This window comes from Pseudochrobactrum sp. Wa41.01b-1 (genome assembly GCF_019464455.1).
Classification (GTDB): domain Bacteria; phylum Pseudomonadota; class Alphaproteobacteria; order Rhizobiales; family Rhizobiaceae; genus Pseudochrobactrum; species Pseudochrobactrum saccharolyticum.
Genome location: NZ_CP080493.1, coordinates 3,151,060 through 3,164,707, shown reverse-complemented (window position 1 = coordinate 3,164,707; position 13,648 = coordinate 3,151,060). Strand labels below are relative to the sequence as shown.

Below are 13,648 nucleotides of genomic sequence, written 5' to 3'. Positions count from 1 at the left end.
ATGAAAAATCTGAATGGTTTGACGGCTGTTATCACCGGTTCCGGCCGTGGCCTTGGCGCTGCAATGGCGATGATGCTGGCGGATGCCGGTTGCAAGATTGTGCTCTGCGCCCGCAATCAATCTGCGCTCTCGACGATTGCTGACCAGATTGAACAACGGGCAGGTCTGCGCCCTGATCAGGTTGTGGTTGATCTGGCAGATAATGCCAGTATCGGCCGTGCCATCGCTCAGATCACAGAAAAATACGACACGATTGATCTGCTGATTAATAATGGTGCGATGTGGCTGGAAGCCAGCGATGAACCGCATAGTGAGCAGGAAGTATTCGGCACGATCAATGCTGCGGTGACCGGCAGTTTTCTGTTCACACAGGGCCTGCTGCCGCTGCTGAAACGCTCTGTAAGACCGGATATTGTGACCATCGGCTCGATCAGCGCATTGCCGAATGCACCGCTGCATAGTGTGGCTGTACCATTTTATGCTGCAAAACATGCACAGGCAGCGATAGCAACAGGTTTGCAGCAAATGCTGCGCGGCACGCCGGTGCGTTCACTCTGTGTGCATCCGCCCTATCTGGATGATATTTCACCGGCAGATGCGGAATGGGATACCATTCCGGAACGCACCAAAGGTGAGCGCGCAACCAATCGCGATGTTTGTGAGGCTGTGATGTTTGCGATCACCCGACCGCGCCATATCACTCTGTCTTCTATCACCATTGATACGGATGAAGGCGGGTTGTTCGGCTGAACACCCGCCCTCTCCTGATTATTTCTTCGAGAGCAGCGCTACGGTTTCCACATGGGATGACCACAGGAACTGATCGACAGGAATGATCTTGTCGATCTTGTAGCCGCCCTTGACCAGAATGGTGAGATCACGTGCCAGCGTCACCGGATTACAGGAAACCGCAGCGACTTTCGGTACCGATGATTTAGCGATCTGCATTGCCTGCTCTTCAGCACCCGCACGCGGCGGATCGAAGACAATACCCTGATAGGCATTGAGATCCTTATGCAGGATCGGGCGGCGGAACAGATCGCGGCGCTCATGAGTGACCGGTTTCAACCCCTGCACATGACGAATACCGCGATCCAGTGCGGCCAGTGCCGGTGCATCATTTTCCACCGCATGAACCGCCATGGTTTCTGCCATACGCAGAGCAAAAGTACCGACACCGCAGAACAAGTCCGCCGCCTTTTTGACCTTTTTGAAATGGCCGATCACCAGTGCAACCATGGCTTCTTCAGCTTCGATTGTTGCCTGAAGGAAACTGCCGGACGGAATATTCACCGGTACTTTGCCAAAGGTAATCAACGGCTTCTTTGGCTCCAGAATGATCTCACCGTCAACACTGAGACGGGCAAAACCCAGCTCCATCATCAAAGGCGTAAGAATACGGCGCGCCGCATCATCCGGTGTCGGGCAGCCGCTTGCAGCCAGATCAAGGCCGGATTCCGTATCAGTAACCGTCAGTTTAAAAGGCTTGGCACCATCGGCCAGATGAATAGCGACTTTGCGCAGATCATCCAGACGGGAAATAATCGCCGGAACTGTCACCGCACATTCAGAAATATTGATCAGCTCATGGCTCTGATGGCGGTTAAAACCAAGCAGCAAACCGGCTTCGGTTTTGCGAATGGCGAATGTCGCACGGCGGCGGCTCTGCTGCGAACATGGCACCAGCGGTGCCAGCTCATATTTCAAACTACGGCCATCAAGGCTCGCTGCCACCAGTGAGCGTTTCCATGCCTGATAGGCTGACATTTCCCAGTGTTGCAAGGCGCAACCGCCGCAATCCTCGAAATGGCGGCAAGATGGTTCTACACGCTGTTCAGATGTTTCCAGTAGTGCCATCAGGCTGGCGCGGTTTTTATCCCGCGCAACATTGGCAACTTCGCCCGGCAGGGTAAAAGGCACAAAAACCTGACCATCCGGCAACTGGGCAACACCATCACCACCGGCACCCATTGCATTGATTGTAACACGCAAACTCATCAAACATCGTCCTTCGCGGCGGCAGCTTTTTTCTTCCTGCCTGCCAAAATATATTCCTGATTGCCGTCACCACCGGTAATCGGTGAGGCACAAAATCCTAAAGCCTGCCAGCCGGACTGCGTATTGAGCCAATCCTGCAAATCCAGCGCGATCTTTTCACCCTGTGAAGGGTCTTTGAGAATGCCGCCTTTGCCGATTGCCTCGCGCCCCGCTTCAAATTGCGGCTTGACCAGTAGCAGACACCAGCCGCCATCGGCACAAAGATCAAGCGCATTAGGCAATGCCAGTTTCAACGAAATGAAGCTGACATCCGAGACAACAATCTCAACATTGCGTGTCTGCAAATGACTTGCATCCAGAACACGGGCATTCAGCCCTTCGAGATTGGTAACTCGCTTGTCACCACGCAAAGTCTCATGCAACTGGTCATGGCCGACATCGACGCAGATCACATGCTCTGCACCGCGCTCCAGCAGCACTTGTGTGAAACCGCCGGTGGATGCGCCGATATCCAGCGCTGTCTTACCCTCAACCTCAAAGCCAAAATGATCGAGCGCGGCAGTCAGTTTCAGCGCCGCACGGGAGACAAAACGGCTGGCCGGATCATCTACTGCCAGTTCGGCCTGAGCCGTCACAGTCTGACCGGCCTTGGTGACCACCTGACCATTCACGCGCACAGTGCCACGTGCCACCGCATCGCGGGCACGCGAACGCGAGGCAAACAACCCGCGCTCTACCAGCGCCTGATCAAGGCGTATCTTATCTGTATTTTCACTCATGCTGCCTCAATGAATGAGACAGCAGCTTAGCGCAAGATGTAATTAGAGCGCATCTATTCAGATGTGCTCTAATATTTTTTATCTTATCGCAGTTTCGAACGGAAAACCGGTTTCCACTTTTCCTGAAACTGCTTTATGCCCGCAGTCCGCCGCCTGCCTCACCGGTCAGCACATCACGGCCGAGCGCTGCAAAGGCCGCTCGCACGATGCCTGCACTATCCAAACCTGCGCGGGCATACATAGCCTCAGGTTTGGCATGATCCATAAATGCGTCCGGCAAGGTCAATGTGCGGACACGCAAGCCATGATCCAATGCACCTTCATTGCTGAGATAATGCAACACATGCGCACCAAAGCCGCCTGCCGCACCTTCTTCAATCGTCAGCAGCACCTGATGTTCCTTGGCAAGACGACGGATCAGATCATGATCCAGCGGCTTGGCAAAACGCGCATCGGCAACAGTGGTAGAAAGACCGGCCGCATCCAGCTCATCCGCTGCTGCCAGACATTCCTGCAAGCGTGCGCCAAAGCTCAGGATCGCAATTTTGCTACCTTCGCGGACAATACGGCCTTTGCCGATTTCCAGTACAGTACCGCGCTCCGGCAAATCAACACCAACACCATCCCCGCGCGGATAACGGAACGAAATCGGCCCGTCTTCATATTCCGCAGCAGTGCGCACCATATGTACCAGTTCCGCTTCATCCGATGCAGCCATAACCACAAAGCTCGGCAGATTGCTCAGGAAAGCAGTGTCAAAACTGCCCGCATGGGTGGCACCATCCGCGCCAACCACACCGGCACGATCAATCGCAAAGCGCACCGGCAAATGCTGGATCGCCACATCATGAACCACCTGATCATAGGCGCGTTGCAGAAAGGTGGAGTAAATCGCTGCAAAAGGTTTCAGCCCTTCGGCAGCCAGACCGGCTGCGAAAGTCACTGCATGTTGCTCGGCCATGCCAACGTCGAAAGTGCGCTTCGGAAAAGCCTGTCCGAAAAGATTAAGCCCCGTGCCATCCGGCATAGCCGCAGTCACCGCCACAACCTTCTCATCGTGGCGCGCCTCTTCAATCAGCGCATTCGCGAAAACTTTTGTATAGCTTGGCGCATTTGCAGGCGGCTTCGACTGCTTGCCGGTAATGACATCGAATTTATTGACGCCGTGATATTTGTCGGCTGCAGCTTCGGCTGGCGGATAGCCTTTGCCCTTCTGAGTCACCACATGCACCAGCACAGGCCCCTCAACATTATCGCGGATATTTGTCAGAACCGGCAGAAGATGATCGAGATTATGACCATCCACAGGGCCGACATAATACATGCCCAGCTCTTCAAACATTGTGCCGCCAGCCCAGAAACCGCGGGCAAATTCTTCCGTTTTACGGGCTTTATCCTGAAAGAATTTTGGCAATTTCTTGCTGATCTGCTTGGCCATCTCGCGCAGGTTACGATAAGTCGGCCCCGAAACCAGACGCGCAAGATAGGCGCTCATTGCACCGGTCGGCGGCGCAATCGACATATCATTGTCGTTGAGAATAACGATCAGACGGGCATCCAGCGCGCCGGCATTATTCATCGCCTCATAGGCCATACCGGCTGACATCGAACCGTCACCGATCACCGCAATGACATTGCGCTTTTCACCTTTGAGCTCACTTGCCACAGACATGCCAAGACCGGCGGAAATCGAAGTGGACGCATGGCCGGTGCCGAAATCATCATATTCGCTTTCAGCACGCTTGGTAAAACCGGACAGGCCACCCTCCTGACGAATAGTCGGCATACGCTCGCGTCGTCCGGTCAGAATTTTATGGGGGTAGGTTTGGTGCCCCACATCCCAGATCAGACGATCATTCGGTGTATCAAACAGATAATGCAGCGCCACGGTAAGCTCGACCACGCCAAGACTTGAGCCGAGATGACCACCGGTGCGGGATACCACATCAATCAGATCTGCACGCAATTCATCCGCCAGTTGCGGCAATTGCGCAGGATCCAGTTTTCGCAAATCTTCCGGCAAATGCACCTGATCCAGCAATGGCGTGTGCAGTTTGTTATCAAAACCGGTCATTGGGAAAACCTTATTATTCTATGGACAGTCAGAACAGGCGGAGATTAACGGCTTTGTTTCCCATCCGCCTGTATTTTGCAATCAGCTATATCAAATATTTATTCAGGCAGCGGGATAAATTCTTCCGCATCGCCCGGTACAATATCAAAGCGGCGGCTGCGCCACTCTTCCTTTGCCTGTTCAATACGTTCTTTTGATGATGAAACGAAGTTCCACCAGATATAACGACGGCTATCCATCGCCTCGCCACCGAAGACCATGATCTGTGCACCCTCACCGGCGAAATTTTGCGGCACGGCTTCAATCACAATATCATCGCCCTGCCGGAAGGCCAGCAGCTGATTATCAGTGAAAACCTCTCCGGCAATGCGCACGGCACCGCTCAGAATATAAATCGCCCGCTCTTCCTGCACCGCAGGCAAATGGAATTTGCCACCTGCTTCAATAAACACATCGGCATAGAGTGTCTCGCTATAGGTCGGCACATCGGATTTCAGCCCGTGCATATCGCCTATCATCAGACGCATGCGGAATTCTTTTTCCGCCAGCCACGGCAATTGCTGCACTGTGTGATTGCTGAATTCCGGCGCCATATTTTCAGCGCGTTCCGGCAAGGCAACCCATGTCTGCACGCCGGAGATTGCCAGCGGAGACCCGCGCATTTCCTCCGGTGTGCGCTCGGAATGCACAATGCCGCGTCCCGCAGTCATCAAGTTGACTTCACCGGGATTAATTACCTGCTCGGTACCGAGACTGTCACGATGACGGATATTGCCGTCCAGAAGATAAGTAACAGTTGAAAGGCCGATATGCGGATGCGGTGCCACATCCAGCGCTTGCCCTGCCCGTAATATAGCAGGCCCCATCCGGTCGAAAAAGATAAATGGCCCGACGAGACGACGCTTTGCAGTCGGCAATGCACGGCGAACCTGCAAACCACCCACTTCACTGGTGCGCGGAATAATCAGCGTTTCAATTGCATCAATCGACTGATGATCACCGGGAACCGGATCCTGACCGGGAAAGAAGCTCACAAATCTGTCCTTTCAGAAACAATGAAACGCGTAGTCGAAGCACTGCCAGCTCAAACTGAGCCATTGAAATGCCTGATCTATTGGCTTTCAAACGCATCCGCACCAAAAATCTGCAACAGATTTTCGGGATGTACTTTAAACAGCATATCATAAAATAAGAAATGTCCGGAGTTTTACATCCGGACATTTCATCACAAATCAGTCAGACAGGATCGGATATAAATGCCTGTTATTTCTGACCAAGCATTTTCAGCAATTGCTGCATATCCGGCACCTGACCATTCGCTGTCAGCTTGTCAACAATACCCGGCAATGCTGCGGAAAGCTCTGCCAGCAAATCCTGTTCATTGACACCCGTCTGACGGGCAATATCCGAAATTGTGTTTTTGCCAATGGCATTGCCAAGCTGATCCGGTTCAATCGGCGCATTGCTGCCGGAACCAACCCAGCTATCAACCTTATCTGCATGGCCGGCCTGTGTAAGCTGTTCAAGCAATCCGCCTAAACCGCCGCCAAGTCCACCGCCGCTGCCGGTCTGTCCGGTTTGTCCTGCGGCTGTGCCACCCAGAACACCGCCAAGCAATCCGCCAAGAACACTGCCGAGACCACCAAGGCCACCAGCCTGTGAATCTGCCTGCGTACCTGCCGGAGCATTCGCCTGCTGTCCGCCGCCGAACACGCTACCCAGAAGATCGCCGAGACCGCCGCCGGATGCGGCCTGATCCGGCGCATTCACCTGAGGCTGTTCATTATCATCGGATTTACCGCTGAACATACGACCAACGAGCAATGCACCGAGTGCAATCAGAACCGGTTTGGTCAGACTGCCGCCCGGTACCGGTTCATTATTTGAAGAGTCACCACCAAAAAGGCCCATTCTATACTTCCTCCAAACCTGCTGAAATGCCGGATACTTAGCAGCATCGCGCAAAAATATTTACTTGGCAAGATTGTCACTTGCCAAGCATGTAATGATATGGGAGCGTTTTACCGAGTTTCCAGAGCCAGCCTCATGAATTTGCCAGCACGTGAATTTAATTGATGGTCTGCGTTCCGGTTTCTTTGATTTTCGCATTCTTGCAGCGCCGGATGTGATCTGTCTCTGTAAAATGCTTTTTGCGAAACGGAGAACATACAATGTCAGTTATCAGCTGGATTATTCTCGGTCTCATTGCCGGTTTTATCGGCAGCAAAATCGTCAACAAAAGCGGTCAAGGCATGCTGATGGATATTGTCCTCGGCATTGTCGGCGCGGTTATCGGCGGTGTTATTTTCAATTTCTTCGGTGCGGCGGGTGTTACCGGACTCAATATTTACAGCCTGATTGTTTCCGTAATCGGTGCTGTGGTCGTGCTGTTCCTTTATCACGCAATCAGCGGCCAGAGGCAGCTAAGATAAACATAAACAGGCACGATCATGCATTGGGTTGAGCCATATATCGCCGCTTATGGCTCAATCGCTCTGTTTATCATCATTTATTTTGAAAGCTTCGGTGCGCCCGTACCGGGAGAGACATTGCTTATTGCTGCATCCCTGCTGGCGCAACAAGGCGAACTGTCTTTACCGGTTATGTTATTCGCGGTGTTTCTCGGCGCGATACTGGGCGACAGCACAGGTTATCTGATCGGCCATTTTGGCGGGCGGAAAATTCTGATCCGCTTCGGCCCCTATATCAAGCTGACACCGGAGCGGCTGGAGCAATTCGAAAAACTGTTTGAAAAATACGGCAGCGGCATTGTCATCACTGCACGCTTCTTTGCTATTTTACGCCAGTTAAACGGTATCATGGCTGGTGCCTTAAAAATGCACTGGCTGAAATTCGTCTCCGCCAATATTATCGGCGCGGCACTCTGGACTTTAGTCTGGGGTGCTGCCCCCTATTATTTCAGCGCCTTGTTTAAAAGACTACTTTAGAGGCTGATCTATAACCGGCTGTATCATCGGCGTACAAAAAAGCCCCGACATTGCGGGGCTTCGGTTTAACTGGCTGCAGAGCAATCACTCAGGATCGAGCGGTTCGGTGCCGGTTGGCTGGCCGTCGCGGCTGAGTTTGATTTTCTCGACTTTATCTTCTGCTGACTGCAACAGTTTTTCGCAATGATTTTTCAGCGCTTCACCGCGTTCATAAATCAGGATCGACTTTTCCAAAGGCACATCACCGCGTTCCAGATCATCGACAATTGTTTCCAGCTGCTTGAGCGCCTGTTCGAAGCTCATCACTGCAATATCATCATTGGAAGCTTGTCCGGTGGTGTTCGGCTCGGTCATAATTTATCCTTTCATTAAACGCGTAATATGCGCTGCGGCGGAAAAGGACAAGCCCTGTAAATCATATCCGCCTTCAAGAAAACTGATCAGCCGGTTATTACAAAACCGGTCGGCGCGCTCCATCACCTGCCCTGTCACCCAATCATAATCTGTTTCGGTCAAATTAAGTTGAGCCAATGGGTCAAGATAATGACCATCAAAGCCCGCTGAAATCAAGATCAGGTCAGGGCGAAAATTGTCCAATGCCGGTAAAATACGGGAAGTAAAAGCTTCACGAAACTCCCGACTGCCACTGTCAGCAAGTAAAGGCGCATTCACGATATTACCGACACCGGTCTCCTTGACCAGACCAGTACCCGGATAAATCTGCGCCTGATGTGTTGAACAGAACAGCACATTCTTATCCGCCGCGAAAATGTCCTGCGTGCCGTTACCGTGATGCACATCCCAATCGATGATCGCTACGCGCTCAGCTCCAAAATGGCTCTGCGCATAACGGGCAGCTATCGCGGCCGTATTGGTGATGCAGAAACCCATCGCCGTATCGGCCGTAGCATGATGACCTGGCGGACGGGCAGCAATAAAGATATTATCCGCTTGCCCGTTAAATACATCTTCGACCGCAGCAAGGGCAGAGCCGGTTGCCGCCAGCACGGCATGCCAGCTTTGCGGACTGACATAGGTGTCCTGTCCGACATTCACAATCGGTTGTGCCATGCCGGAAGCCAGTTGTTCTTCATCAAGCGGATCGGGAATCTGTGCTTTGATTTGCTTCAGATAAGAGGCCGGATGCACAAGCTCCAACGCCTGCTCATCGGCAACAGGTGCTTCCACCTGATCGAGCGCATAATAATCATAGCCTTCCAGAACGCTGAATAAAGCCCGCAACCGATCCGGACGCTCAGGATGCCCCGCCGGCGTCAGATGCTCAAGAAAGACCGGATGCGAATAAAGTCTGGTTGCCATAATATCCTGTATCTGCCTGCTCAGAGCATAATTTCTTAAATTTGAATCAGTTTAAGGTAAAATTATGCTCGCATTTTAAAGCGTTAGGGCGAGTTTTGTGCGCCCAACGGGGCGCACGGCGCTCTAATCAGGCAGAATAAAGTTACAAGATTTCAGTTTTAAGAATAGTAATACCGAAACCTTCCAACCCGACATAATGGCGCTCTTTGGAAGCCAGCAGGCGGATGGAACTGATGCCGAGATCTTTCAGAATCTGCGCACCAAGACCGATCTGGCGCCATTCTTCCTCACGCGCCTGTGCTTCTTTGTGCTCTTCCCTGTCATGATTTTCCGCACGGCGGCGCGACTTGTCATTTTTACCGACGCCGACAGACCCTTCACGCAAGTAAACCAGAACGCCGCGCTTTTCCGTAGCCATTCGCTTCAGCACAGCATCAAGGCCGGAACCGGCACCGAATGTATCCGCCAGTACATCTTCCCGATGCAGACGCACCGGCACATCCTCACCGTCACGGATATCGCCGAAAACCAGAGCCACATGCTGCATCGGCTCCCACGGCAGCTGATAGGTGAATGCGCAGGCGTGACCCGCCGGTGTGTCCACCTCAGTCTCGCCCATGCGCACAATAAGCGTTTCCTTGCGCTGTCGATAGGCGATCAGATCGGCAACGGTAATGCGGTGCAATCCATGTGTTTCCGCGAATTCCGTCACCTGAGGACCGCGCATCACAGAACCATCATCATTGACCAGTTCGCAGATCACCCCAACAGGCGGCAGATTGGCCAGCTTGCACAGATCAACAGCCGCTTCCGTATGACCGGAGCGCATCAGCACCCCGCCTTCACGCGCCACCAGCGGGAAAATATGCCCCGGACGCACGAAATCCGCAGGGCCAGCATTCGGGTTCGCCAAATTGCGTACAGTCAGCGTGCGGTCATCGGCAGAAATACCGGTGGTCGTGCCGTGTTTGTAATCAACGGTAATGGTGAAAGCAGTGGAATGCGGGGCATCATTTTCCGCCACCATTGCCGTCAGATTGAGGCGTTTGGCCTCCTCTTTCGGCATAGGTGTGCAGACGATGCCGGAAGTATGACGCACGATGAATGCCATTTTCTCCGCTGTACAATGGACAGCGGCGACAATCAGATCGCCTTCATTTTCGCGCCCGTCATCGTCCATAACAACAACGATTTCACCGCGTTCAAAAGCACGGAGTGCATCAACAACCTGTTTCTGATTATAGCTCATGCTTCACTCCGTAATCTTTCAAAGAACATCACATATAACTGCTCTGGCCGCACCGAATTGAGACGCGGCCAGCTTGGAGCATAGTTTTCATACGCGACCAGTCTGGCCTCATGGTTATCAGACGCGGCCAGTCTGGCCGCGGTGACGCAAATAATGATCCGCAATCGCGCAAGCGAGCATTGCTTCACCAATCGGCACAGCACGGATGCCAACGCACGGGTCATGACGGCCTTTGGTCATGACATCCACTTCCTTCTTATCCACATCAATAGAACGACGTGTCGTGAGAATGGATGAGGTCGGCTTCACGGCAAAACGTGCAATAATCGGTGCACCGGTTGCGATACCACCAAGAATACCACCGGCATTATTCGACAGGAAGACCGGATTACCATCGGCATCAATGCGCATTTCGTCGGCATTTTCTTCACCGGTCAGTGTTGCAGCCTCAAAGCCATTACCGATCTCAACGCCCTTTACCGCAGGAATCGACATCAGATTGGACGCAATATCCTGATCCAGTTTGGCATAAAGCGGTGCGCCGATACCGGCAGGCACACCTTCAGCCACAACCTCAATCACTGCACCAATGGAAGAACCGTTTTTGCGGATACCATCGAGATAGCTGGCAAACAGCTCTACTGAGCCTGCATCCGGTGTGAAAAACGGGTTATTGTCGACCTCAGCCCAATCCCAGCGGGAGCGGTCAATCTTGTGAATCCCCATACCGACCAATGCTGCACGGATTTTCAAACCCGGAATGACTTTACGGGCAATCGCACCGGCAGCAACACGCGCTGCGGTTTCACGCGCAGAAGAACGTCCGCCGCCACGATAATCACGCAGGCCGTATTTCACATCATAAGCATAATCCGCATGACCAGGACGATACTGGCGCGCAATCTCACCATAATCTTTTGAACGCTGATCCACGTTCTCAATCATCATGGAAATCGGCGTGCCGGTGGTGGTCATCACCCCGTCCTCACCGGTGAGAACACCAGACAAGACCCGCACCTGATCCGGCTCGCGGCGCTGCGTGGTATATTTTGACTGACCCGGTTTGCGCTTATCAAGATAGGCCTGAATTTCAGCTTCGGTAAATTGAATACCCGGAGGGCAGCCATCAATGATACAGCCCAGCGCCGGACCGTGGCTTTCGCCCCAGGTCGTCACGCGGAAAAGATGGCCAAAGCTGTTATGCGACATAGAAAACCCCAAGATTGAACCGGTTCTTTGCGGCTCATTTTAATTTCAGTTTGGTAATCTGTTTCTATTCGCCTTTTAAGCAGTGGTCAAACGAGAGAAAGACCGGCGCACAAAAAAGCTGCGCTAATCGATACCGTTTCCGGCACGCGCACCAAATAACCGGAAAATGTTGCGAAAATCTGCGGATATGATCTAGTCTCTCCAGCAGAGCGTTTCAGAGAAGCAGGTCGTGCAAATGCCATAATTGACCTGCAGCTTCGGAGCCGGATTTTATAACGCACAAGGATTTCTCATGCGTATTTTGGCCATTCTCACGGTGTTACTCGCCCCGCTCTTTGCATGCACAGCGCTTGCAGACGATGCTGAGGGTAAGATCACCAAGATCAATGAAGATACGGAAACCATTACGCTGGACAATGGCAAAGATTACCGCCTGCCCGGAGAATTCGATTATAGTGCGATTGAAAAGGGCATGAAAGTTATTGTGACCTATGATCTCGTCGATAATGTTCGCTATATCAGCAATATTGACGAAGCCGACGGCGGTTAAAACCGTAATTACCGGCCGTCATAAAATGACAAAAGCGCCGTTTCCGGCGCTTTTTTTATTTATAGAAGCTGCTTTATTCAAACCCATTCAAGACGGTTGTCTTCAAGCTTCAGCAGCTTGTCCTGCGGCACGGAAAGATGCGCCGCATCCTGCCCGCTCATGCCTTCAACCAGATAAAACAAAGTGCGAATGCAACCGCCATGGGTCACACACACTGTTTTTCCCTTCACGCTTTCAAGCCATTTGGCAACGCGTCCTGAAAGAATCATGTAGCTTTCGGCATGTTCGCCCGGCGGAACAAAATTCCATTTGTCACGCTCACGCTGCTGCAAGAGACTTGCGCTGCCGACACCGGCAGCCTCGAACTCTTCCATCATATGCCCCTGCCAGTCACCGAAATGCACCTCCATCAGCAAAGGATCAGTGCGGTAAGCCAGCGGGTCGAGCCCCATACGTGTGCGGATACGCTCCATCGTCTCACGGGTACGGCGCAGAGGACTTGCAACAAAGTCAAATCCTTCTGCAGTACCAATCAGCGACTTCAGCATATCGCCGTTGCGGTCAGCCTGTGTGCGGCCATGGGCATTGATATCAATGTCCATCTGCCCCTGCACACGCTGGGAGATATTCCAGTCCGTCTCGCCATGACGCGAGAAGTAAATGATTTCCCGTGCCATTCCTGCTGTCCTCAGTCTTTTACAACCGAAATATCCGGTGCATCCACGGCTTTCATACCGATTGTATGATAACCGCTGTCCACGTGGTGAACTTCACCGGTCACGGAACGGGAAAGATCGGAGAGGAAATACAGGCCTGAATCGCCGACTTCTTCAATGCTGACGGTACGACGCAGCGGTGCGTTATACTCGTTCCATTTCAGAATATAGCGGAAATCGCCGATACCCGAAGCCGCAAGCGTCTTGATCGGACCGGCAGAGATCGCATTAACGCGGATATTCTGCGGACCGAGATCAACAGCGAGATATTTCACGCTGGCTTCCAGAGCGGCCTTGGCAACACCCATCACATTGTAGTTCGGCATAACTTTTTCTGCACCGTAATAGGTGAGTGTCAGCATTGAACCACCATCTGTCATCAGTTTTTCCGCGCGCTTGGCCAGCGCAGTGAAGGAATAAACCGAGATCAGCATCGTGTTGGAGAAGTTTTCTGCCGAAGTATCGAGATAACGGCCAGTCAGCTCATCTTTATCGGAGAAGCCGATAGCATGAACGAGGAAGTCGAGCTTGCCCCATTTCTCTTCGATCAGAGCGAAAACCGCATCCATGGATGCGTCGTCAGTCACGTCGCAATGGCCGCAGACCAGCGCGTCCAGTTCAGCCGCAAGCGGCTCGACGCGCTTCTTCATCGCATCGCCCTGATAAGTTAAAGCGATCTCCGCACCGGCATCCCGTGCAGCCTTGGCAATACCCCAGGCGATTGAGCGATTATTGGCCAGACCCAAGATCAGCCCGCGTTTTCCTTGCAACAAACCGGATTTGGTGGTCATTCACCATACCTCAT

15 protein-coding genes are annotated in these 13,648 nt (G+C 52.7%); 4 read left to right on the top strand and 11 right to left on the bottom strand.

What is annotated here, in order from left to right; all coding sequences use genetic code 11:
* Nucleotides 1–750, top strand: coding sequence for an SDR family oxidoreductase (locus K1X45_RS14430; protein ID WP_220159254.1), 750 nt, complete (start codon nucleotides 1–3; stop codon nucleotides 748–750).
* Nucleotides 751–768: 18 nt separating this feature from the next.
* Here the strand turns inward: K1X45_RS14430 and K1X45_RS14425 are convergent, their stop codons facing one another.
* From K1X45_RS14425 to K1X45_RS14405, 5 genes are all read right to left on the bottom strand, one after another.
* Nucleotides 769–1,998, bottom strand: a complete 1,230-nt coding sequence (locus tag K1X45_RS14425) for a class I SAM-dependent RNA methyltransferase (protein ID WP_220159253.1) — start codon at nucleotides 1,996–1,998, stop codon at nucleotides 769–771.
* A complete protein-coding gene (locus K1X45_RS14420; protein ID WP_220159252.1) occupies nucleotides 1,998–2,777 on the bottom strand; it encodes a TlyA family RNA methyltransferase in 780 nt (259 codons plus the stop codon). The genes K1X45_RS14425 and K1X45_RS14420 overlap by 1 nt, the downstream gene beginning before the upstream one ends.
* A 133-nt stretch (nucleotides 2,778–2,910) precedes the next feature.
* A complete protein-coding gene (gene dxs / locus K1X45_RS14415; protein ID WP_220159251.1) occupies nucleotides 2,911–4,851 on the bottom strand; it encodes a 1-deoxy-D-xylulose-5-phosphate synthase in 1,941 nt (646 codons plus the stop codon).
* A gap of 98 nt (nucleotides 4,852–4,949) precedes the next feature.
* On the bottom strand, nucleotides 4,950–5,885 hold the full coding sequence (locus tag K1X45_RS14410; protein WP_220159250.1) for a pirin family protein: 936 nt from the start codon (nucleotides 5,883–5,885) through the stop codon (nucleotides 4,950–4,952).
* A gap of 229 nt (nucleotides 5,886–6,114) precedes the next feature.
* Complete coding sequence (locus K1X45_RS14405; protein ID WP_220159249.1) at nucleotides 6,115–6,762, bottom strand: YidB family protein; 648 nt, start codon at nucleotides 6,760–6,762, stop codon at nucleotides 6,115–6,117.
* A gap of 260 nt (nucleotides 6,763–7,022) precedes the next feature.
* On the opposite strand from K1X45_RS14405, the gene K1X45_RS14400 reads away from it, so the two are divergent.
* Complete coding sequence (locus K1X45_RS14400) at nucleotides 7,023–7,283, top strand: GlsB/YeaQ/YmgE family stress response membrane protein (RefSeq protein ID WP_022709973.1); 261 nt, start codon at nucleotides 7,023–7,025, stop codon at nucleotides 7,281–7,283.
* 18 nt (nucleotides 7,284–7,301) lie between these two features.
* Nucleotides 7,302–7,799, top strand: a complete 498-nt coding sequence (locus K1X45_RS14395) for a DedA family protein (RefSeq protein ID WP_220159248.1) — start codon at nucleotides 7,302–7,304, stop codon at nucleotides 7,797–7,799.
* Between the two features lie 84 nt (nucleotides 7,800–7,883).
* Here the strand turns inward: K1X45_RS14395 and K1X45_RS14390 are convergent, their stop codons facing one another.
* The 4 genes from K1X45_RS14390 to aroC all read right to left on the bottom strand — a co-directional run bounded on the left by K1X45_RS14390 (nucleotide 7,884) and on the right by aroC (nucleotide 11,577).
* Nucleotides 7,884–8,153, bottom strand: coding sequence for an exodeoxyribonuclease VII small subunit (locus tag K1X45_RS14390; protein WP_022709975.1), 270 nt, complete (start codon nucleotides 8,151–8,153; stop codon nucleotides 7,884–7,886).
* 3 nt (nucleotides 8,154–8,156) lie between these two features.
* Entirely contained in the window at nucleotides 8,157–9,119 is a 963-nt protein-coding gene (locus tag K1X45_RS14385; RefSeq protein ID WP_220159247.1) for a histone deacetylase family protein, read from the bottom strand.
* 142 nt (nucleotides 9,120–9,261) lie between these two features.
* A complete protein-coding gene (gene ribB, locus K1X45_RS14380; protein ID WP_220159246.1) occupies nucleotides 9,262–10,368 on the bottom strand; it encodes a 3,4-dihydroxy-2-butanone-4-phosphate synthase in 1,107 nt (368 codons plus the stop codon).
* Between the two features lie 117 nt (nucleotides 10,369–10,485).
* The gene (aroC, locus tag K1X45_RS14375) at nucleotides 10,486–11,577 is read right to left on the bottom strand and encodes a chorismate synthase (protein ID WP_220159245.1); all 1,092 of its coding nucleotides are present in this window, start codon (nucleotides 11,575–11,577) and stop codon (nucleotides 10,486–10,488) included.
* 292 nt (nucleotides 11,578–11,869) lie between these two features.
* Here aroC and K1X45_RS14370 point away from each other — a divergent pair, with 292 nt between their 5' ends.
* The gene (locus tag K1X45_RS14370) at nucleotides 11,870–12,127 is read left to right on the top strand and encodes a DUF1344 domain-containing protein (protein WP_220159244.1); all 258 of its coding nucleotides are present in this window, start codon (nucleotides 11,870–11,872) and stop codon (nucleotides 12,125–12,127) included.
* Nucleotides 12,128–12,204: 77 nt separating this feature from the next.
* Here the strand turns inward: K1X45_RS14370 and K1X45_RS14365 are convergent, their stop codons facing one another.
* Entirely contained in the window at nucleotides 12,205–12,804 is a 600-nt protein-coding gene (locus K1X45_RS14365; protein WP_220159243.1) for a histidine phosphatase family protein, read from the bottom strand.
* Nucleotides 12,805–12,815: 11 nt separating this feature from the next.
* A complete protein-coding gene (gene fabI / locus K1X45_RS14360; protein ID WP_116087060.1) occupies nucleotides 12,816–13,634 on the bottom strand; it encodes an enoyl-ACP reductase FabI in 819 nt (272 codons plus the stop codon).
* Nucleotides 13,635–13,648 lie beyond the last annotated feature (14 nt).